Source organism: Maribellus sediminis (assembly GCF_011799805.1).
In the GTDB taxonomy this organism is placed as follows: Bacteria; Bacteroidota; Bacteroidia; order Bacteroidales; family Prolixibacteraceae; genus Draconibacterium; species Draconibacterium sediminis_A.
Genome location: NZ_WXUB01000002.1, coordinates 1,076,352 through 1,097,178, shown reverse-complemented (window position 1 = coordinate 1,097,178; position 20,827 = coordinate 1,076,352). Strand labels below are relative to the sequence as shown.

General features: G+C 42.0%; 18 protein-coding genes and 1 riboswitch. Of the genes, 4 read left to right on the top strand and 14 right to left on the bottom strand.

All coding sequences use genetic code 11. The annotated features are described in order from the left end of the window. The first annotated feature begins 138 nt into the window (after nt 1-138). Both HFD85_RS10825 and HFD85_RS10820 read left to right on the top strand, forming a co-directional pair. Complete coding sequence (locus tag HFD85_RS10825) at nt 139-939, top strand: C40 family peptidase (RefSeq protein WP_167608965.1); 801 nt, start codon at nt 139-141, stop codon at nt 937-939. A 128-nt stretch (nt 940-1,067) separates the two neighbouring features. Further along, entirely contained in the window at nt 1,068-1,490 is a 423-nt protein-coding gene (locus tag HFD85_RS10820; RefSeq protein WP_167608962.1) for an NUDIX domain-containing protein, read from the top strand. Here HFD85_RS10820 and HFD85_RS10815 read toward each other — a convergent pair whose 3' ends face one another. The 5 genes from HFD85_RS10815 to HFD85_RS10795 are packed head-to-tail and all read right to left on the bottom strand — an operon-like array spanning nt 1,491 to nt 5,391. Next, nucleotides 1,491-2,429 carry an MOSC domain-containing protein gene (locus HFD85_RS10815; RefSeq protein ID WP_167608959.1) on the bottom strand — a complete coding sequence of 313 codons (939 nt, stop codon included), beginning with the start codon at nt 2,427-2,429 and terminating at the stop codon, nt 1,491-1,493. It lies immediately after the preceding gene. 1 nt (nt 2,430) lies between these two features. Next, the gene (moaC, locus tag HFD85_RS10810; protein ID WP_167608956.1) at nt 2,431-2,883 is read right to left on the bottom strand and encodes a cyclic pyranopterin monophosphate synthase MoaC; all 453 of its coding nucleotides are present in this window, start codon (nt 2,881-2,883) and stop codon (nt 2,431-2,433) included. Between the two features lie 3 nt (nt 2,884-2,886). After that, a complete protein-coding gene (locus HFD85_RS10805; RefSeq protein ID WP_167608953.1) occupies nt 2,887-3,687 on the bottom strand; it encodes a GTP 3',8-cyclase MoaA in 801 nt (266 codons plus the stop codon). Beyond that, nucleotides 3,671-4,846 carry a molybdopterin molybdotransferase MoeA gene (locus tag HFD85_RS10800; RefSeq protein ID WP_167608950.1) on the bottom strand — a complete coding sequence of 392 codons (1,176 nt, stop codon included), beginning with the start codon at nt 4,844-4,846 and terminating at the stop codon, nt 3,671-3,673. The genes HFD85_RS10805 and HFD85_RS10800 overlap by 17 nt, the downstream gene beginning before the upstream one ends. Next, the gene (locus tag HFD85_RS10795) at nt 4,843-5,391 is read right to left on the bottom strand and encodes a molybdopterin-guanine dinucleotide biosynthesis protein B (protein WP_167608947.1); all 549 of its coding nucleotides are present in this window, start codon (nt 5,389-5,391) and stop codon (nt 4,843-4,845) included. Before HFD85_RS10795 ends, HFD85_RS10800 begins: the two co-directional genes overlap by 4 nt. Before the next feature lie 63 nt (nt 5,392-5,454). Further along, a riboswitch (molybdenum cofactor riboswitch) is annotated at nt 5,455-5,589 on the bottom strand. Nucleotides 5,590-5,736: 147 nt separating this feature from the next. Here HFD85_RS10795 and HFD85_RS10790 point away from each other — a divergent pair. After that, entirely contained in the window at nt 5,737-6,537 is an 801-nt protein-coding gene (locus tag HFD85_RS10790) for a hypothetical protein (RefSeq protein ID WP_167608944.1), read from the top strand. Nucleotides 6,538-6,640: 103 nt separating this feature from the next. Next, on the top strand, nt 6,641-8,122 hold the full coding sequence (locus HFD85_RS10785; RefSeq protein WP_167608941.1) for a T9SS type A sorting domain-containing protein: 1,482 nt from the start codon (nt 6,641-6,643) through the stop codon (nt 8,120-8,122). A gap of 17 nt (nt 8,123-8,139) precedes the next feature. On the opposite strand, the gene HFD85_RS10780 is transcribed toward HFD85_RS10785, so the two are convergent. From HFD85_RS10780 to HFD85_RS10740, 9 genes are all read right to left on the bottom strand, one after another. Next, nucleotides 8,140-11,229: a cytochrome c biogenesis protein CcsA gene (locus tag HFD85_RS10780; RefSeq protein ID WP_167608938.1), complete on the bottom strand. Its 3,090-nt coding sequence runs from the start codon at nt 11,227-11,229 to the stop codon at nt 8,140-8,142. Between the two features lie 87 nt (nt 11,230-11,316). Further along, the gene (locus HFD85_RS10775; RefSeq protein WP_167608934.1) at nt 11,317-11,823 is read right to left on the bottom strand and encodes a multiheme c-type cytochrome; all 507 of its coding nucleotides are present in this window, start codon (nt 11,821-11,823) and stop codon (nt 11,317-11,319) included. 55 nt (nt 11,824-11,878) lie between these two features. Further along, nucleotides 11,879-13,381, bottom strand: a complete 1,503-nt coding sequence (locus HFD85_RS10770) for a cytochrome c3 family protein (RefSeq protein ID WP_206081941.1) — start codon at nt 13,379-13,381, stop codon at nt 11,879-11,881. Between the two features lie 253 nt (nt 13,382-13,634). Next, a complete protein-coding gene (locus tag HFD85_RS10765; protein ID WP_167608931.1) occupies nt 13,635-16,412 on the bottom strand; it encodes a cytochrome c3 family protein in 2,778 nt (925 codons plus the stop codon). Between the two features lie 200 nt (nt 16,413-16,612). Further along, on the bottom strand, nt 16,613-17,230 hold the full coding sequence (locus HFD85_RS10760; RefSeq protein WP_167608928.1) for a cytochrome b/b6 domain-containing protein: 618 nt from the start codon (nt 17,228-17,230) through the stop codon (nt 16,613-16,615). Between the two features lie 2 nt (nt 17,231-17,232). Further along, entirely contained in the window at nt 17,233-18,006 is a 774-nt protein-coding gene (locus HFD85_RS10755; protein WP_167608925.1) for a cytochrome c3 family protein, read from the bottom strand. 282 nt (nt 18,007-18,288) lie between these two features. Continuing rightward, nucleotides 18,289-19,179, bottom strand: a complete 891-nt coding sequence (locus HFD85_RS10750; RefSeq protein WP_167608922.1) for a DUF5777 family beta-barrel protein — start codon at nt 19,177-19,179, stop codon at nt 18,289-18,291. A gap of 18 nt (nt 19,180-19,197) precedes the next feature. Then, the gene (locus HFD85_RS10745) at nt 19,198-19,575 is read right to left on the bottom strand and encodes a hypothetical protein (RefSeq protein WP_167608919.1); all 378 of its coding nucleotides are present in this window, start codon (nt 19,573-19,575) and stop codon (nt 19,198-19,200) included. A 64-nt stretch (nt 19,576-19,639) separates the two neighbouring features. Beyond that, nucleotides 19,640-20,692, bottom strand: coding sequence for a hypothetical protein (locus tag HFD85_RS10740; RefSeq protein WP_167608916.1), 1,053 nt, complete (start codon nt 20,690-20,692; stop codon nt 19,640-19,642). Between the last annotated feature and the right edge of the window lie 135 nt (nt 20,693-20,827).

Here is a 20,827-nt window from a genome sequence, read left to right as displayed (position 1 = left end):
CGATGATTTTTTCAACATAACTTTATTAGAAAAATCGCCACGATCCAATCAGCGCCTATTCATTTTTTAATAGTTTTGTGTAGAAACAGCGGTGGTTCCGGCATTTCTGTTTTACAAAATGAATTTAACAAATAATTGATGAATTACGGCATTTCCAACCTAAGTATTATTCCCGTACGGCGCGAACCTTCAGAAAAAAGTGAAATGGTGACCCAAATTTTGTTTGGCGAACATTTTGAATTACGCGAACAAATGGTCGGTTGGACGAACGTGAAACTGGCCTTCGACGGATACGAAGGCTGGGTGGATTCGAAAATGATAACTCCGATTAATGCCCGCACCTTAAGCAAGCTTGAAAACAGCGGTTCAGCCATAACTTCTGACGTAATTACAATTGTGCCGTTTAGCGACGAACAAAATCTGATGCTGGTAGCAGGCAGTACTTTGCCGGTTTGGCGGCCGTACCTCAAGCAGTTTACAGTAATTCGAGATACCTTTTTGGCCACCGGAAAAGTGATTTACGGGGAACCAAAAGATCCGCGAAAGGTTGTTATCGATCAGGCTTTGAAGTATTTCAACGCTCCTTATTTGTGGGGCGGAAGAACACCTTTTGGAGTAGATTGCAGCGGGCTTACTCAGATTATTTACAAAATGATTGGGATAACCCTGCCACGCGATGCCAGCCAGCAGGTGAACATGGGAACGGCCATGAGTTTTGTTGATGAAGCCGAGCCGGGCGACCTCGCTTTTTTCGATAATGATGAAGGGAACATTGTGCATGTAGGAATTATCTGGAAACGCAATAAGATCATTCATGCATCGGGCCAGGTGAGGATCGATAATGTCGATCAGTTCGGAATTTTTAATGTGGATACGAAACGTTATACCCACAAATTACGTGTAATGAAGAAAATAATCAACACCAATGGAGCGGATTGAGTTTTTCATCTATCTAATCATCTTTGTCGCTATTATTTACCTGATTTTCAGGTACCGAAAAACTGGGCGAAAAAATTAGTATAACCATTCGTTCCTCATAGCATTTCCATCAATAAACCACAAACAAAATGTACACTTATAACTATCCGCGCGCCGCACTTACCGTTGACGCCATCGTTTTTTACCAAGTTGAAAATACTCCCAAAATTTTGCTGATTGAGCGGGGGAGGGAACCTTTCAAAAATAAATGGGCTTTACCGGGTGGCTTCATCGAAATGGACGAAACACTGGAAAAAGCCTGTATCCGGGAATTGGAGGAAGAAACCGGACTTCAGATTGAAAAAATGAACCAGTTTCGGGCTTACGATGCTGTTGACCGCGATCCGCGTCACCGAACCATTTCTGTGGTTTATTCAGTTGAACTTGAAAATGAAAAACCGGTAAAAGGCAGCGACGATGCCAGCAATGCCGCCTGGTTTTCTATCGATGAACTTCCTGAACTGGCCTTTGATCACGGCCAGATTCTTGCCGATTTCTTTCGAAATAAATAATTAGTGGCTGTCGATCGAATGGAGCATTAAAAACGAATGCATCAGAATTTTATGTATTTCGCTGAGGTATTCGTGAACGGCCTTGGTACTTCCGGGAAGTGAGAAAACAAGGGTTTTGTTTTTTACGCCGGCAATCGAACGGCTTAAGAGAGCACTAGGTTTTTCGGCTCCGTATTTCAATCGGATCATGTCCATAATTCCCGGAATTTCGATATCAATAAACTTGCTGATCGTTAAAGGCGCCACGTCGCGCGGACCGATTCCGGTACTTCCTGTGGTGTAAATAATGTCGTAATTTTCTTTGGCAGCTTTTTGCAGTTCACTTTCCAGCAATTCCGTTTCATCGGGTATTACCGTGCGGTTGGTTTCGCAGAGGTAGTTCTGACTAAGGAACCAGTCTTTACTTAGCTTTTCGATAAGCGGACCGCTTTTGTCTTTGTAAATGCCTTCGAAAGCACGATCACTCAAGGTGATCACTTTTATTCTGAAGGTTTTTGGGATGTAGCTCAGTTCGTCGTTTTCCTTTAGTTTACCGCCTTTTATAACCCTGCAAAAAATACCTTCCGTGGGCATAATACAACTTCCGGTGAGTTGAAAAATCTCACAATTATCGCCGTGGCATTTTTTGCCTATCTGGGTGACTTCCAGTTCAACATCGCCTGAAACAAAACGATCGAAAGGCCGGGTTTTGTGCACCGGAAATCCAAGCGTTGTAACGTTTTCGGCAAATTCGCCGTGATTGATTTTTCGACCCAGCTTTCCCTCGAAACCGGTGATGCTTTCGGCAGCAAGCAGACTGACCTGTCGGTGCCATTTCCCGGCGTGTGCATCTCCTTCAATCCCCAATTCATTCAAAATGATTTCTTTTCGGGGCGTTTTTATTGTTCCTTTTTGCTCAGAAATATTAAGCGATTCAATGCTGCAAACTTTTTCCTGCATCTTACTGGTCTTTCTTTTCTTTAAAATCGAGTTGAATGTTGGAGATCACCATCTGTTTGTCGACGGCTTTACACATGTCGTAAATGGTTAGCAGTGCTACGTTTACCGCTGTCAATGCTTCCATTTCCACACCGGTTTGCCCGATGCATTTTGTAAGACTGTTGACGCGAATACCGTTATTTTCAACGTTGGCTTTTACTTCCACTTTGGTAAGCTGCAAAGGATGACACAGCGGAATGAGCCGCGACGTTTCCTTGGCGGCCTGGATACCGGCAATTTCGGCAATGGTAATTACATCGCCTTTTTTTATCAGGCTTTCCTGAATCAGTTTTATGGTTTCGGGCTGAAGCTTTATAAAACCGGATGCTTTGGCAGTTCTGATCTGCTGCGGTTTGTGGCCGACGTCAACCATGTTGGCTTTTCCGTCGTCGTTGATATGTGATAACTGGCTCATTATTTAACCTCCAATATTTGAAAATTCGTGTGTAGTAGTTCCGTGTCCGGTTTTGGGTTTGTTGTCGATGGCATGTGCAAAGGCTTCCCTGATCCCCAATTCGCGAACGTTATACCGCAAATTCGAATGTAGACAAGGCACAATAAAACCATCGGATGTTAACCGCAGGCGGTTGCAAATGGTGCAGATACCACCTTCGCCTCCCTCAACCGTATAAAATTCACCGGAGCGCAAATCCATTTGACGGATAAAACGCAGTTTCAGGTTTTTCGATTCACAAAATTCCCTGACGGCTTTTTCGTCTTCTTCGTTCTCTCCCTTGATGCGTACAAAGTTGATTTTTATCGGTAACAATTCTGCTTCGAGCGCTGCATCAATTCCTTTTAAAACATCGTTCAGTTTTCCGATCCTCGTAATCTTTTCAAACTTCTCAGGATCCATAGTATCAAGACTGATGTTTACCCGCGTTAATCCGGCTTCTTTTAATTCATTGGCGTATTTAGGAAGTAGTACGCCGTTGGTTGTCAGTCCTATCTCTTCAATTTCAGGAATATCTGCTAACATTTTTACCAGCTTTGGCAGGTCTTTCCGTACCAGCGGTTCACCACCGGTCAGGCGTATTTTTTTGATGCCAAGTTCGGTGCCGGCTTTAACAATGTCGCGTATTTCCTCAAACGTCAAAAGTTCATCGTGATTTTTCCACGACACACCTTTGGCAGGCATACAGTACTCGCACCGGAAGTTGCAACGATCGGTGACGGAGATACGCAAATAGGTAATATTTCGGTTAAAGCGGTCTAACATGTGCCGGTTCGCCTTTATTTATTGCAGTTATATTTAACGGAACTTCAAGTAAAGCATTTGCGTTTACCAGGGCGTTTATGTGTGCCGAGCCATGAAAAGGAATCTCAGTGATCAATCCTCGTTCGTCGATAATTACCGGAACGATGGCTACCCGGTCGGCTTTTTTGCGTTGGTAGTCAAAATCCATGGTTCCCAAAATTCGCAGTGGCTGATAATTCGCTTCAAGAAGTTTGTAAATAAGTGGCTTGGCAATCAGCTCGAACTGGGCCAGCGACGAAACCGGATTTCCGGATAAACCGATCACAAACTTCCCGTTTTTCTCTGAGAAGTTCATTGGGTTTCCCGGTTTTATGCCGGTGTTATCCCAGTAGATTTTAAATCCTTGTTCCTTTAGAATTTCAGGAATAAAATCGAAATCACCGACAGACGCTCCACCCGTAAAAATAATAAGGTCGCTTTTCTGAAGTTCTTTCGTAAACGTTTCGGTCAGAAGCTTGAAGTCATCAACCAGCATCAGATTGGCAATCACATCCAGGTTCATCTGGTGTAGTTGAGACAACAACTGACTGGTGTTGCTGTTTCTGATTTGCCCGGGTTTTGGTTTTTCCGATGGGGAAACCAGCTCGCTGCCCGTAGCGATCACGCTTATTTTGGGTTGACGCGTAACTTTAACTTTCGCGTATCCGGCTCCGGCCAAAACTGCCATTTGCGGCGTACTGATTATAGTTCCTTGTTGTATCAGGACTTCATTTAACCGGTAATCTTCACCTTGATAACAAATGTTTCTTGCGGTTTTAGGATTGGTGCATTTTACATGCTTCTCATCAGTCTCAACCGAATCTTCAACTTTGAAAACGCAATCGCAACCGGCTGGGACTGCTGCACCCGTCATAATTTTAACGCACTGATTTTTGCCGGGAGTCAGGTGTGAGAACATACCGGCCTGAATAACTTCGAGCACTTCCAGTTCATTGCCGATATCTTCGAAACGACAGGCATAGCCATCCATCGCCGATTTGTGAAATGGCGGCATATCCATATCGGCAATCACATTTTCACGAAGTACCCGCTTAAATGCATTTTCAAGGGGCACTTCCTCTGTTTCAAATGAAAAAGGAAGGTTTTTTATACTATCCTGTATTTGCTCGTATTTACTCATTTTAGTAATTGTATTCGGCCGTTGGAAAACTGAAAAGCTTCAAAATCGATGTTAAAATTTTTGCCGTCGTTTTCCACGATTATCGGTTCGTATTCCAATAAGTGCGTCTTTTCAACCGGCTTGTTCTTCAAATTTACAAAAAGAAAAATTCCCGGATCAATCCATTCGTGCAATCCACCCGATTCGCAAACCAAAGCTTGTTCGGGAAGCAGTTTTAGTAATTCATTCAGGGCTTTATTAAAGTGTTCTTTTTGGGCCATCACAAAGTACACGTCAGAGGCACCGGCCTGCAACATCATGGAGCTGTCTTTCGGGCTGATATTCTGTTCTTTCAGAATAACAAAATGTTTGTTCTTAGCAACAAGACCGGCATCAGAATAAGGATGAAAATGTGCTGAAATTTTTATCCCGGTAACCGGAACCGACTTTGAAAGTTGAGCTATGATTTTGCAGGCCAGTGTTGTTTTACCCACATTTCGGCCATTGCCGGAAATCAGCAACATGTTGGGCAGCGTAACTCTTGTATTTAGCTTTGAAATGTTCATTTACTCGCATTCTTGTTCGATCTTGCCCTGGCAGGAAAGCAGCGAGTTCATCTCCGGCATTAACCGAAGCAGGCTTCTTCTCCTTTCCAATTTATCCCAACACATTGGGATGCGGGAGGACTACCTGTTTCCGGGCAGTCCCATCGGCCCGTGCACCATATTAAACTTAGGTGCAAAGGCTCGGAGATCGTTTCGCCTGCAAATATAATAAAGAATCTAGATGTGTGGATATGATCGTTGTGGTGCTATAGAACAGGAGGATAATTTATATTGATTCTATCCGGATATGATTCGGGATGCTGCATTTATTTCCTTAGTTTTATGGTTAGTACAAAACCTTTGATCATGCTAAAATTAATTCTCGTATTCATCCTTTCTGCTACACATATTTCAATTGTTCAGGCTCAAAAATTAAAAAAGCATACGGAACAATTTGGGAACTACAAAGAGGTTTGGCATGTTGATAAAACAAGCAAATTTCGTTGTGGCGAAAGTTATTTACTCAATGTTAAAACAAAAGATACGCTTGCTATCGGGAATTATTTTAATGCTTCACGAACCGGTGTTTGGAAATTCAATCAGGATAAAACCGGAGTGGAATATATGGTTTATGATTATACCAATGACAGTCTGATCTTTTTGAATCAATTACTTGTAGCCGATTCTTTTCTGGTGAAAACGGCATTGGGATATGAAGTTCAGAAAGTAGATCGGCCACTTATTTACGTTGGAGCGGAGAATGAAATAAAACGAACCATCGCTCAGGATATTGATATTCCTGTGGAATTTATGAAAGAAGGCAAACTTGGATTATCCGTATTACAGTATTTTGTGGATGAACAAGGCAACCTGACAGGCCCTAAACTGGTATCAGGATTTTGTCGGGAAATTGAGAATAGTGTCAACCAGAAAATAGCAATGTTGCCCGGTAAATTCTTACCTGCTGTTGTTAACGGACATACTACTGCATCCAGTTTTTTTGTTAGAATAAATGTGGGACTGTTAGGTAGCGAATTATTGTCGGGTGATGGAGTTCCGCCTTATATTCAGCATGTTGATGTTCAATATGGTACCGGGACAACTGTGGTTAAAAGAGTATCTGTGAGAACAGAGATACGAACAGTAGATTTTTCCGAAATGCGATAAAACTTTCAAAACCATACATTTATTTGATCCGATATTACTTGAAGCATTACGGCGGCGTCCAATGTTTTAGTTATATTTAGCCTCATATCATTTGTGGAATTTTATGTTGCAAAAAGTATTGATTTTACTGGAATTTTTTGTTTTTGCCTTGTTCGCATCTGCTCAGGAAATCGTGCGTGATTCGGTTTTTTCGGATTATGAATATCACCTGAAACTCGATTCAGCACCTTCACCTGAAACCGATAAAACAGAATTGCTAAAAAGCAGGAAACATTTTGCAAAAGTTGATTTTCTAAACGATTTTCAGATAAACACAAAGAGTGGGGAAGGCGATAACACGTTCAAATGGACGCTGGATAGTATTGTGGTGCGCGATTGGAACGAAGACTCACAAAGTATTGAGAAATCGTTGCGTCAGGTGTTGATCTCACAAAGCAACGGCCTGGAAATGCTGGTAAAAAATTACAACTGGAACGATGATAAAAATCACTGGCTGATCGGCGATGCGAATTATTATTTTTTCAATGAAAGTGATCGTTTAGATTCTGTTGAATTTCAGGAATACGTAACGGTGAATTACCGCATGTTCACAAAAACTTACTACAGTTATCAGGATGGACTTTTAGCTTCGGAATGGAGCAAGGAAAAGTTTGACGAATATGACGATTGGGGCCGACTCGACCGCATGGATTATGAGTATGATGAGCAGAAACGGCTGTATAGGGCGTATACAAAGGAATGGGACGAGTTTTCCGACCGGTGGTCAACTTATGAATATGTGGAGTATACTTATGATTCGATCGGAAATTTGAGTGCTGAAACCGGTTTCGATTACGACAGTTATGAGATGACTTCATCACAAACTTATCAATTGGTTTATACTTATAATGAGCAGCAAATGCTGGCAGAGGTTGTGGAATATGTTGAAGGCTGGCAAACGGGTGTTTTTGTTCCCGAACGTAGAATTGAATACGCATACGATGAATCGTCAGATTTAGCAGGCGAAACCTTGTATAGCTGGGATTATGACTTTGACAACTGGTTGGAGGACAGTAGAAAGCTGTATTCAAACGAAATATCAGGTAATCAGCTTCAGGAGATTGTCACGCAGAGTTGGGACGAACAATGGATAAATTTGAACAAATCGGTCTTTCTTACTGAAAATGAAATACTCCCCGGAGAAGTGCAGGATCGGCATTTTATTTTTTCGTTTTTACCGATGCATGTCATTGCCGGATTTGTTGCGGACAATGTTGAAAACAGCAATTTCACGAACGGATACTGGCAGGAAGGCGGGGGCACACATTATTATTTTACCAGAAACTGGCCTGTTGGGATAGATCAGGAAAACACTTCTACGGTTAAGGTGTATCCGAATCCGGCAAGCGATTTTTTGCAGCTTGAAACCGATAATTTGATATCAACAGAGTGTGTGGTTTATGATCTTTCGGGCAGAATGTTGATCTGCACAAATTTTGAATCCGGCTTACAAATTGATTTGTCTGAGTTATTAGGAGGTTATTACCTGATTGAACTTCGTCAGGATGGGAAACAAGTATACAAGGGCAAGTTCATAAAACTATAAACCTGCCCCTGTACCATTTATTCTTCTTCAATTTCTTCTTCAGGAATTGGTTTGGCCCGTTCGGACAAATAGGCGGCCACAATTACGATGGCAACAACTACCACTGCAACATACACTCCCGAAGGAATCGGTGCAGGTTCGCCCTGTGCGTATGAGTGCAATCCCGACAGGTAGTAGTTCACTCCGAAATAAGTCATCAGTACAGAACTGATTCCGAGTACCGCTGCCATACTCATGGCAAAATTACCGCGCATTCCCGGAATCCGGTGCATGTGCGTAATAAAGGTATACACCAAAACCGTTACCAATGCCCAGGTTTCTTTCGGATCCCAGCCCCAGTAGCGTCCCCAGCTTTCGTTGGCCCAAACACCACCAAGAAACGAACCGAGCGTCACCATCAGCAACCCGATGATTAGTGCAATCTGAATAACATTTACCAGTTCTTTTACTGTGTGGTTGATGCGATCTGTATTTCGTTTGTTTCTGAAGATCATCAGAATCAGGTTCAGAAAGCCGAGCAAAGCACTGATTCCCAAGAATCCATAACTTGCTGTAATGATAGCCACGTGAACGATCAGCCAGTATGATTTTAATACGGGTACCAGGTTGGTGATCTCCGGGCTCATCCAGCTCATCCCGGCCACCATCAGTGTTAATCCGGACAGTACCGAAGTCAGCGAAAGCGTAATTTCTGAGCGTTTGGCAAAGATCAATCCGCCAAGGGCAGTGGCCCAGCTGATAAATACCATCGATTCGTAACCGTTACTCCACGGTGCATGTTCCGAAATGTACCAGCGGATTCCCAATCCGGCAGTTTCTGCCAAAAACAGTAACAGGATAAAATAAAAAGCAAATGTTTTTAAGAAGCTTAATTTGAAATTCGGATTGAAGAGTGTGATTAACTGCAGCATCAGCAAAATCAAACCTGTGAACATGAAAATCTTCGACAATTTCCCAAAGATATTAAGGTCGTTGTAAATTACTTCGAGCCTGACTTTTGTTGCCGATGGAATGATTTTGGCACCGTTCGTCTCCTGATTTTGTTTCAGATTGGCCAGCAATACATTGGCAGTTGCCCAATCGTGATTCTGAACCGAACCCAAATAGGCAGACACCGTCTTCATAGCGAATTCAGCATCCTGTGGTGTTAATTCGTTGGCTTCGTTTATCGAAACCCACTTGTGGTTGCTGTCGCCCGGAATTGGAAAAATCGTTAGGAAATCGCCGTTAAAAATGGCCATCAGAATATTCACCCGCTCATCCACATTCATTACTTCTTTGTCGAGCTTGTTCCTGAGGTTGCTCTTTTTGGCGTAAGCTTCCTGAACCATCGAACTCAGGCGGTAACCTCCCATTTCGCGGGGAGTTACTATCGAATTGAACGTTGCATATTTCCCGTAAGTTCCAATCACACGGCGCAACTCCGGATTTGATATCTTAATAAACGGAACATTTTTCCATTTGTCAGGGTTGGCCTGCATATCGAGGAAAACTTCGGTAGCCGACATGTCTTCCCAACTGGTTTTTTTGGCCACTTTTCGTAGTATTTCCGAAGCCAAAGTTGAAACCGGTTCAACACGTCCTTTACGGTCCTGAACAAGGAGTTTGTCGAACGCCTTAACATGATCCTTATCGAGGTTTTGAAGCGCCGGACTTTGTGCTTGCGCCGAAACACTTAAAAGCAGGCCGGTAACCAGCACCATAAATATTTTTTTACGTTTTTCACGTAGTTTGGCCGACACCTTTAGCAGGCTTTTAAAACGGCTGTTTTTGTTGAACAGCGTAAGCAGCATGCCAATGGCCATAATCAGGTAACCAAAGTAAGTAACCGAAGTACCCAGCGAGTCGTGGTTAACTGAAAGAATGGTACCTTTTTCATCGGTATCGTACGACGATTGGAAGAAGCGATATCCATTGTATTTCAATATATTATTCATGAAGATGCGGAAAGGCATTTCGGTGCTGCCGTCTTTTAAAACCACTTCGCTGGCATACGACGACGGGCTCATTGAACCCGGGTAGCGTTCGAGTTGAAAATCGTTTAAATAAATTGAGAATGGCAGCTGGATTATTCTCGAACCGTACGAAACGGCTACTTGCAGGCCATCAACGTTGGTGTTATAGAACTCGCCAACTTCACCTTTTTGTCCGTACACCACTAATTCTTTTGCGCTTCCACCGGCCGAAATCCGTGCTTTGAAGGCATCAACCGTAGGCATACCGCGTTGTTGCGGTTGCTGATAAACCAGTTGCGTTGAGGCTTTTTGTAGGAACTGTTTCACCGCAAAAGTGAGGTTTTTGTACGTGTACGCTTTTTGTGTGTTTACCACAGCTTCGGTATTGGCTGCCAGTACTTCGGGTGCTCCCTCCATCATTCCTGATACCAGGATGGAATCGTTGGCAGAGATAAACAATTCGCCATCACTTACATGCAACTTTATATCGGCAGTAGTCGGGCCAAAACCCAGTGTAAGACCACCAATATCTTTCGTATCACCGGTTCTGAGGTTGAAATCCATTCGACGCGATCCGTCCTGTACAGCAATCAACGAAACAATGGGTTCTCCGTTTGGATCAACTACAACGTTTTCAGCGGCCGATGGCATAAACAGTTGATTTTCGATGTGAACTGTTTTGCCGTTTAGGTGTAATTTTTTTGAAAAGCGGTTGGATGTGTAAGGTGAAAATTTTACTGCCGTAGTTTCCTCAACACTTTGGTTACCATCGCTTACTTTAACTGTAATAAAGGTTTCGTCGGAAACAATAAAATCAGCAGATTCGTTTTCGCGAATGTGCATACTGCCTTCGTAACCGTAGTAGCGGGTAATAAGCGCACCTATTAAAATGACTACAAACGCGACATGAAACAAAAGTACGGTCCATTTCTTTTTGCTAATAAGTTTGTAGTGAAAAACACTGCCAATGAGGTTAATACTAAGAATAACTAATAAAAGTTCGAACCACCTGGAATTGTAAATTAAAATTTTTGCGGTGATGGTACCATAGTCGTTCTCAACAAAAGTGGCGTAACCTATGGCAATGGCAAAGATAACAAGGAGTATCCCTGTAAAAAACATGGAGAAAAGAAATGAACCTAACTTCTTCATAGTAAATTGTTTTCTGGATAATACATTAAAAAAATTCCTTTGTTTGCAAAACAAAGGAATTTTTCACAAAACATAAATTGAATGCTATTAATTTGTTGTTGGATCGTCGTGCGAAATTACTTTCACAAATTCGGCGTAATTCCATGCTTTCTTAGCGGCTACGTGTCCATCAGGTTTATCACCTAAATGGCAAGCTTTACAGGTTTCTTCGGTAGGTTCGATCATACCTTTTGAAAGTGCCATTTGTTTGTTTTTCATAATGGCAGTAGCCTTGTAAGCGCTACCTGGTCCGTGACATGATTCACAAGAAACACCTTCATCGGCTTTCAGACCGGCCAAAAGACCGCTATCAACCGAACCTGCAGTTGAGTGACATTTCAAACAGGTTGGATTTGTTTTTTCATCGCCTTTTAATGCTTCCATTGATTTGGCGTGAGGACCCGCTGCCCATTTGTTGTACTGCTCACCTTTTTCAGGCTTATTGTGACACATCTTACATTTTACAGCACCAATGTACTTATAAGTTTGTGCGTTTGCGGCCGTACTAAATATGATCGCAAGGCCAAGAAGAAATAATAATTTTTTGTAGTTCATAATCTCTGTATTTTACATTTATACAATTAATAAGTCATATTCTGTCTCTAATATACTAATATAATGCCGAATGGCACAAAGAACACTGTTCAGTTTTCCAAGCCTCGTCGATATCAACCGGATGCTGGAATTCCAATGCTTCGAATGCGGTTGAATACTGAAGGCTGTCAGCCGTTCCCTGAGCGATGATGTTGTGGCACAGGCTGCAATCTTTCGAAATTACTTTGCTTTCGGTTGTAGCATGCCGATCGTTATGACAGCGGTAACAACCATCCGATTCCATATGCCCAATGTTGTTTGGATATTCTTTCCAGCTGACTTTCATATACGGGAAAATATTGTTGGAATAACCTTCCTGAATGGCTGCTATGGCCTGTTCGATTTCTGTTTTTTTCCTTTCGAAAACGTCGGGGTAACCACCTTCGAACCATTCGTTAACCTGCGTTTTAATGGCGAACATGGCACTGTCTTTATCCGGGTAATCCTGGTAAAGCGCGGTCATGGCGGCCAGTTTTATTGCCGGCAAATCAGTCGGTATTTTTCCTTCAGCCATGGCCTGATCGATGAAATTCTGAGGTGCATTGTAATTGTGCGACGGGCGGTTGTGACAGTCGAGGCAATCCATTACCCGTGTTTCCAATGAATCGAGCTTAGCTTCTGAAACCATATTTTCATCGTCGGTGAAAATATATTCTTCTCCTGTTTTTGAATTGGTATATTTTACCCACGGAATGATTTGTCGTTTTTCGTCGAGTGCTTTGTATTCGATTTTAACTTCGGGGCTGATGTGTTGGTGAATACCTTTTACAATTCCCTGAGGAGTTACTTTTGTACTGGTTTTAACCTGCAGTTGGATAATACGTTCCGTATTTTCTTCATCGGTTAAAAACGAATGTTTCACCCTCATTTTATTGTCGTAAAATTTTTCGGGCCAGTGGCATTCTTCGCAGGTTTCGCGTGCCGGACGCAAGTTGGCGATAGGAGTAGGGATAGGTCGTGGGTATTTTTTAGCCATCACCGAATATACCTGGTACATTCCCGAAAGTTTACTTTTAACGTACCAGCTGGCGCCAGAACCTACGTGGCATTCCACACAGGCAACACGTTCGTGCGACGAACCATGGTAGGTGGTATATTCAGGTTCCATTACCTGGTGACACAGTTTCCCGCAGAATTCAACCGATTCAGTAATATGAAATGCTTCGTAGCTACCTACGGACGAAATGATCAGAAGAAATACGGTTCCAACAATAAATATAGTGGCAGCATTGCGGGTAGCCAGGTTGTTGAAATCGAGTATCGGCCAATTTAACTGTCGGCCTTCTTTTTCAGCCTGACGCGCTTTTTTTCGATAGATACGCATCCCTATCGGAATCATGATCAATCCAACGATCATAAATGCCGGCAATACCATGTATATAAACAGACCGATGTACTGTCCACCAAATCCAAAAGCGGCATTTAATAGAAATAAAGATAATATACTGGCCAGGTTGAATACCGCCAGTACAGCTCCGGTTATCGAGATCCAGTTCCTTATGGATGATGGTAATTTCATAATAATTAGTTTATCGATTTGTAGTAAAATCTAAGAATCTAAGATTATAATTTTCGCTTATATTTTCAAGGTCGCTTTCTAATTTATAAGTTGTCTAATTATGCCTTTTTGTATTGAAACTATGTTCTGAAATAGTTGATCTTCAAACTTAAGCAATTGTTTCTATTTTGCACGAATACTGATAGTTGACAGTAGCAGTATTCGTGATTCTAATCCATGAATTTGTATTTACATTTTTCTCATTTTTACGCAATTAATGGAAAATTAAAGAGTAAATTATCAGTAATATCATGATCACACCGGCGAAAAGTGCCGTGAACCCAAAAATTCTGATCGTTCTCATCCGCTCTTTGGTAAATTCTTTTTCAACCCGAACATCGTTTATTTTACCTGATTTTACGAGTTGTTCGTATTCGTGCGGACGATCTTTTTTGTATTCTTCTTCGGGAACATAACCCGTAAAGATAACGGTATCCATCGGGAACGATTCCGGACGAAGGTGGGTATTGAAGAAGTGGATGGTAAAGATGAATCCAACAGCCAATAGTGCTTCGTCGCTATGAATTATCTGTGCAACATTGATCAGCCAACCCGGCAGGAATTTGGTAAAAAACTCGGGGAACCACAGCATCAATCCTGTTGAACCGATCACCAATACTCCCCAGAACACGGCGAAGTAGTCGAATTTTTCCCAGTAAGTCCATCTTCCGTATTTCGGGCGCGGGCCGGCCCCGATAAACCAGCGAATGGATGCCCAGAAATCCTTGATGTCTTTTCTGTTGAACATCAGCGAATTACTGCTGAAAATAAACTTACTTACTTTAATGCCTTTTTGGAATTTTACTTTCAGGAGTGAAACCACATGGAAGGTGAAATAACCAAAGGTAACCACTGCCCCGATTCTGTGAAGTACCCCGGCAACCCGTGCACCTCCAATGGCATCAGACAAGAATTTGGCCCAATCCATATAGGCGAATTTCAACATCATTCCCGTAAGAGCCAGCAAAATGAAGCTGGTAATTACAAAAATGTGTGTTACCCTGTTTTTCTTTGTAAATCTTCTGATGTACACCTGCTTGCCAACTACTTTGTGGTGTTTCTTTTTCTTCTTGATCATGGCACCGAGTGAACGCGGGAACCATAGCAAGGTATGCAACCCGAAAAAGGCAAATACACTCAAAAGTAATCCGGTCATAGCCCAGAATGTATAATACAGCCATGGGAAGTTACTTTTATCGTAATGTGTTGCGTGCGTCAGGTAGCCTGTAAATTTCATATTGGCATCGGTGTGGCATTTTGCACAGGTTCCTACAATATTCCTTGGGCTGATCGTGGATTTCGGATTGTCCATCCGGTAGATGTTGTGTGCACCGTGGCAGTCTGAACAACGTGCCGCTTCCAAATATCCAAGCTGATAAACTTTTCCGTGGTAAGTTTCCAGGTAAGTTTCAGCAAGCTCTTTATGACATTGTCCGCACTGCGTAGTAATCTCCGACATGAATTTACTTTCGTGTACCTCGGAAATATTGTGTGCGGTGTGACAGGTTTCACAGGTCGGGAATTTCAGCTCAGCTGTATTATCATGAATTCCGTGTTCGCTTTGAATGTACTGATCATAGATTCCTCTGTGACAGTTTCCGCAGGTTCTTGCCAGGTTCGTGGGATTCACCGACGAACGCGGATCTTCTTCTTTCAGCATGAAATGCGCGGTGTGGCAATCGGTACAAATAGCCGCTGCCAATAAGCCTTTTTCCCTGAGACTTTTCCCGTGAACACTTGTAGAATAGTCGAAATATGCATCGGTTTCTTTCAGGTTGGTACCTTCAATCGCCTGTCCGTCTTTTTTGTGGCATTCACCGCAAAGTTGCGGTATGGCAGAACGGAATGTTGGTGAGTCTTCGTTCTTGGAAGGAATTACCTGATGAGAGCCGTGACAATCTGTACAATAAGGTGCATTTTCATGTTTGGCAAAATAAGCTTTCCCGTGTCCGCTTTGGAAATAAATATCTGATTCTTCAGCATGGCAACTCGAACAGTCTACTTTATCGGCTGTTTCGCACGGACGTGCAATGTTTGCAGTTACATCGGAGTGGCATTTTACGCAAGTAATGTTATTGTGCGAAGAGTTTACAAATTCATTTACATCAACATAAAGTGATACCTGTTCGCCGTCAACCACCTTATGAATATTGGTTTGTTCGTGGCATTTTAAACAGGTTTTATCTGAAATGTTATCCAGAATATTTTTAAGCTCTACTTTGTGAGGAGGGTGGCAATCGGTACAAGCAGGAATGGCTCCCGGGCTTTTCTCCCAGGTTTCTTTGTTGATCACTTTTGTATGCACGTCTTCAATTCGAGCGTGACATTGCATACAAGTTGCGGCAATGTTCTTCTCCGAAGTACTCGAGTTTAAATTGGTATGCGGCAGAATAAGGTGATTGCCATGGCAGTTGTTACAGGTTGCCGTAACGATCAGTCCGCTGCTAAACAAACCGCGGCCATGGATACCCTGACTGTAATTTTCAATAATGTTGTGCTCGCCGATATTGTACGATCGGGCAACCGGCGCACCTTCGCGGTGGCAGGTTCCGCACAAAACCGGGATGTTCATTTTATAGGTCCGCGATTTTGTATCGGTAGAACTTAAAATTTGGTGTGTGCCGTGGCATTCGGCGCAATTTGGAGCATTGCGGTCGCCTTCTTCGAAAGCTATTCCATGAACACCGTCCATGAATTTCGACATGGCTTCATCGTGGCATTCACCACAATTTACAGGTTGCAGTTTTTCAGGATGCGGAAATTCTTCAACGGCCGCGTCGGTGTGGCAGGACACGCATTCGAGGTAGCTGTGTACTGATTTTTCCAGAATGTTTCCCGGAATATACCTTGATACTTCACGCCCGTTAACGATGGTTGTCAGGTCCGGGTCGTCGTGACACATGGCACAATCGTCGTTGGATTGCGCCTGAATCCCCAGAGTGGATACCATTAAAAATAAAAACAGCAATACAGATTTGAGCCGTCTTAACATCCTTCCGGATTTAAGACAGAACAGTACATTTACGATAAAGGTGATGCCCGAATAATTCATATCGTGCTCCTTAATTTAGTTAATACAAAATATCGTCTCTACGCCAGAGTGAGCTAACAATGTATTCCTAGTCCGTCAATGTCTTCTGTTCTGTTTTCTGTATTGCTGTTTCTTGTTTTCTTTCTAGTCGATGCGGTTCTTTACACGTGATGCCAACCGTTAAATATGCTTCTGAAATTATCGAGTGGCGATTTGCCAATCGATGCAATATACAGGTGGATGATCAGAAATATTGAAATAAAGAAACCCATTGCCGAATGCGTTACAGCGGTGATCAATACACCGCTTATATTGTATATTTTATTAAATATCAACTCGGGAAACATTAATCCGATGCCGGTAATTATTACCAGCGGAACAACAAAATACATTACCGCGATGTAGGTATATTTTTGTAGTGGATTAAATTTTCGTTTTTCAGAAAGCGGGTAGGGGGATTTCATTCCGTGAAACATTCCCCAGGCATAGTAATAGGCTTGTTTCATCGGGCGTTTCAGGAAATTCTTTGGCTTAACGATGTAAAACTTCTTATTGCTGGTAAACAGGTTACCAAATAAATACAGGAAGTAATTCAACATTACAATTACACCCGCATAGTTGTGTACGGTGATGATAAGTTTAAAGCTGATAACCGACTGTTCAAAACCCGAATTCATACTAATTCCGGTAATGATAAGAAGTATAATTCCCAGCGCATTTATTCCGTGCCAAATGCGTAACCAAAGTGGATAGAAATATATTTTATTTTCTGAGCTCATTGTTATTTCTTTTTAATGATAATTCTGAAGGTCAGGTGAATCGCAATTCCTGCGAGTGTTCCAAAAAAGATAATAAGGCTGATAATTTTTAAAATCGGAATCTGATGTGAACCAATGACATAATTTTCATTGGAAAGCATTCCCAGTACAGTACCGTCTTCGGCTCTTTCCTGCAGGTTCTGGTATTTGTATAACGATGCTTTTAACATGGAGTTGGCCGAGTGACATTCGGCACAACGACGCACTGCATTTTCTTTTGATAAAACGTTATGTGAAACCATTAAATCGTCTTCAACCGCAGTGTGACATTCGATACAACGAACGTGCTGAAAGTGCAGTTCCTGGTTTGGTAACCAGTCGTGAATGGTAACAACAGTTGGTTTTGCTTCTCCCGAAACCAGGCTGAATTTTTTCATGTCGTTGTGGCACGACAAACACATCTTGTTGCTGTATTCAACAATCTCTACCACACTGCTGCTGTTACGAGCGGAAGGTGAGTAATAATGTTGGTTATGGCATTTTGCACAAGTGAAGTTGTCGCCATAATCTTTATAGTGAACGCTTTTTTGAAATTCCTCGTCAATTTTTTCGAATTCGTATTTTGCAAACGATTCATCGCCTGCGTGACAATCGAGACAAGTTGCCATTGGCTCGAGTTTTAAGGTTGCAATGTGCGGATAAGTCGTGTAATCGTAAGAATGGCAATCGGTACAATCAAAATTGTGGTGAACACCGTTGCGCAGTTGAATCGTATCGATAATTAAATACGGGTTCATAAGGCGTTTTTGCTCGGAGTCCAACATATCGTTATGAAACGAATAAGTTTGTTGTGAGTGACACTTTAAACAGTCGTGATTTTTGGGATCATCGTAATACTGCCCCGAAGCACCAAAAGATAAATTCAGAAGTATCAATAATAGTAAGAAAGTGAAATATTTCATGGGTTAATGCTATGTAATAAAGTCTCTAAAATCTTCTGTAGTTGTATTTGTATGAAAAAATGGTAATATCGCTATTCGTGATATTACCATCTTTCTATATCATTGTTATTGGTTTTTTTAGAACATCCAAATACGTGTGATGGTAAAACCAAAAGCTAAACCTTTATTTGTCCAGTCTTTCTGGTTGTTCATCATCATGTCTTGAGGAAGAATACCCTGTGCCGTTCCCATATAAATCTGGAAAGCGTGGGTGAATGTAAAGAATTCAACACCAAACGAAAGGTTTTCTTTAGCATGTGTATCCCAGTTATCCAATTCAGAAATTCCATCGATTTTCAACGGTTTATCGTAGTTGAAAATAATTGATCCCTGAGGTGAGAACTTAATTTTACCGGCAAAATGCAAACCAACAACATCGTGGTTGTAGTCCCAGCCTACCATGTTGTAGTGGGTATAGCTTGCTCCTGCCTGTAAGGTAAAGGCTTCACAAAATTTACGGGTTACAATGGCTTGAGAGAAGTATGAAAGCCGGTCGCTGAATTGTACCGCATATTGGGCAGTTTCACCTTTCGACTGTACAACTTTTCCTGTTCCAAAAGCGCTTTCGTTTCTGCCATCGATAGCTACATTACCAAATACGGTAAGCGATACAGGCATACCACTGGTTTTTTGCTGTAGTATTTTATACTTGGCGTTAAAGTCGCTGTACATGAACTTTTTAGTGATACCGGCTCCCAATTGCAGGTTTTTAACAGGAACGTAATTTAAAGCTAACCTTACGTTCGATCCGGCAGCATAAATTCCCCACAAATCGGAACGACCGTTTTCGATTGAACCGAATTTGTGCTGAATTACAAACTCCAGGGTTTTTGCATCAGGAATGTAAGAAGTCTGGGCATCAATCAGAATACCGCTGTTAAAAGCGTATACCGGTTGTGCTTCTTCCTGCGCGAACGAATTGGATAACGTAATTCCTAAAATAAGCAGAATCAATATATATTTTTTCATCATCATCAATTTAGGTTTTTAATTGTTTTGAGCTCCTTGCGTTATCCAGGTCAGCACCAACGCAGCCTCAGCTTCTGAATATTGCACATGGCTTCCGGTTGGGCTAGGCTTTGTATAAATCAGACTAGATTCTGGCGATGATGTATTTACATAACGGCTCGAATTCAGCGAATTATAAGCATTGTCAGGAGTAAGATCAGGCATTTGGTTCCCAGTGTAGTGGCACGATGTACATTTCGAAGAAAAAATGGGGACGATCTGTGATGAGAACGATACTTCTGGAGCATCAGGATCTCCCGGATCGATAATATCTTCTTCAACAATAAAGTTGTACGCACATCCACCAAAAATTAAGCCTATTAAAGCTATTGAAAATATAATTTTTAGTGCTTTCATATTATTTCATGTTTGTGAAAAAAAAGACTTCCCAAGAGAAGTCTTTTCACAGTATTTCTAATGATTAATGACTTGCAGTTTCTCCCTGGAGAGCCTCGATAGAGTTATGAAGAAGAGCCTTAACGTATTTTGGGTTGTGAACACCCTTACTACGATCTTCTTCCAAACCTACCCAGTTAAAGAAAGCCTGAACCTGAACGGTAGGGAAAGTTCCTACATGTGGATGGTAACCATCGGTATCGTTTCCTTCAACAACTCCCAGAGCAATAAGCTCATCGCGAAGTTCGATCAGCATTTCTTCTACTTCTGTTTGAACACCACCATAATTGTAGTCATCCAAATCGGTACCATGACAGTCGTTACAAGCGGCAACGCTAGGAATGAAAGAGTGGCCACCTTCGCCATCAGTAAAATCAGCCATGTGGCAACCTGTACAAGAAGCCTGGTTTAAGTGTTTTGAGCTACCTTGTTCTGGATAAGCAACAGATCCTGGAATTTCAGCAAAACCCATACCTGCAACAACGTTAGCCTGAGCTCCGTGGTGTGGTCCATAGTGAGTGCTGGTAATTTTAAATGAATCTGGTAATTCTTCCAAACCATAGCCAGGTTCAGCTCTTCTTGACTGGTGACATACAGCACATAAGTTGCTGTTTCCGTTCAAATCCATTGTTAAAGATCCGTCGAATATTGGATTGATTGGATCACTTGAGCGAAGTGCATAATCCTGTCCTTCAAAAGATTTATGGATTCCGTGACAGGTACTACATTTCCATGCACTTGGATTTGTTACATTATTGGCTTCACCCAAAGTCATGTATTGAACGAATAATTCATGTGAGTGGCAAGGAGCACAAGAAGCACGTCCACCTGCATAATCAACAGCAATAGCACCTACGCTGTGTTCCGACATCCAGAACTGAGCTTTTTTAGCTTCCATGTTGGTTCCTGAGTGACATACCAAACAGGTTACATTTCCATCTACACCGTCGGTTCCGTCGGTTCCGTCAGCACCATCAGCACCAGCAGGTCCCATAGGGCCTTCTTTGGTACATGAAGCAAGCATAAATACGAAACTAAACCCCAGTAATAAAAGTTTTGTGAATGATTTGTATTTCATAACATAATAGATTAGGTAATTGAACTTTGTTATTCTTTAATTTTAAGTTTTTCTACACTTTAAATTTAAAGGTAAAAATAGCTGTGTAAGGCTTATGAAATAGGGAGGAGAGAGTGATATAAAAGAATGTGGGGG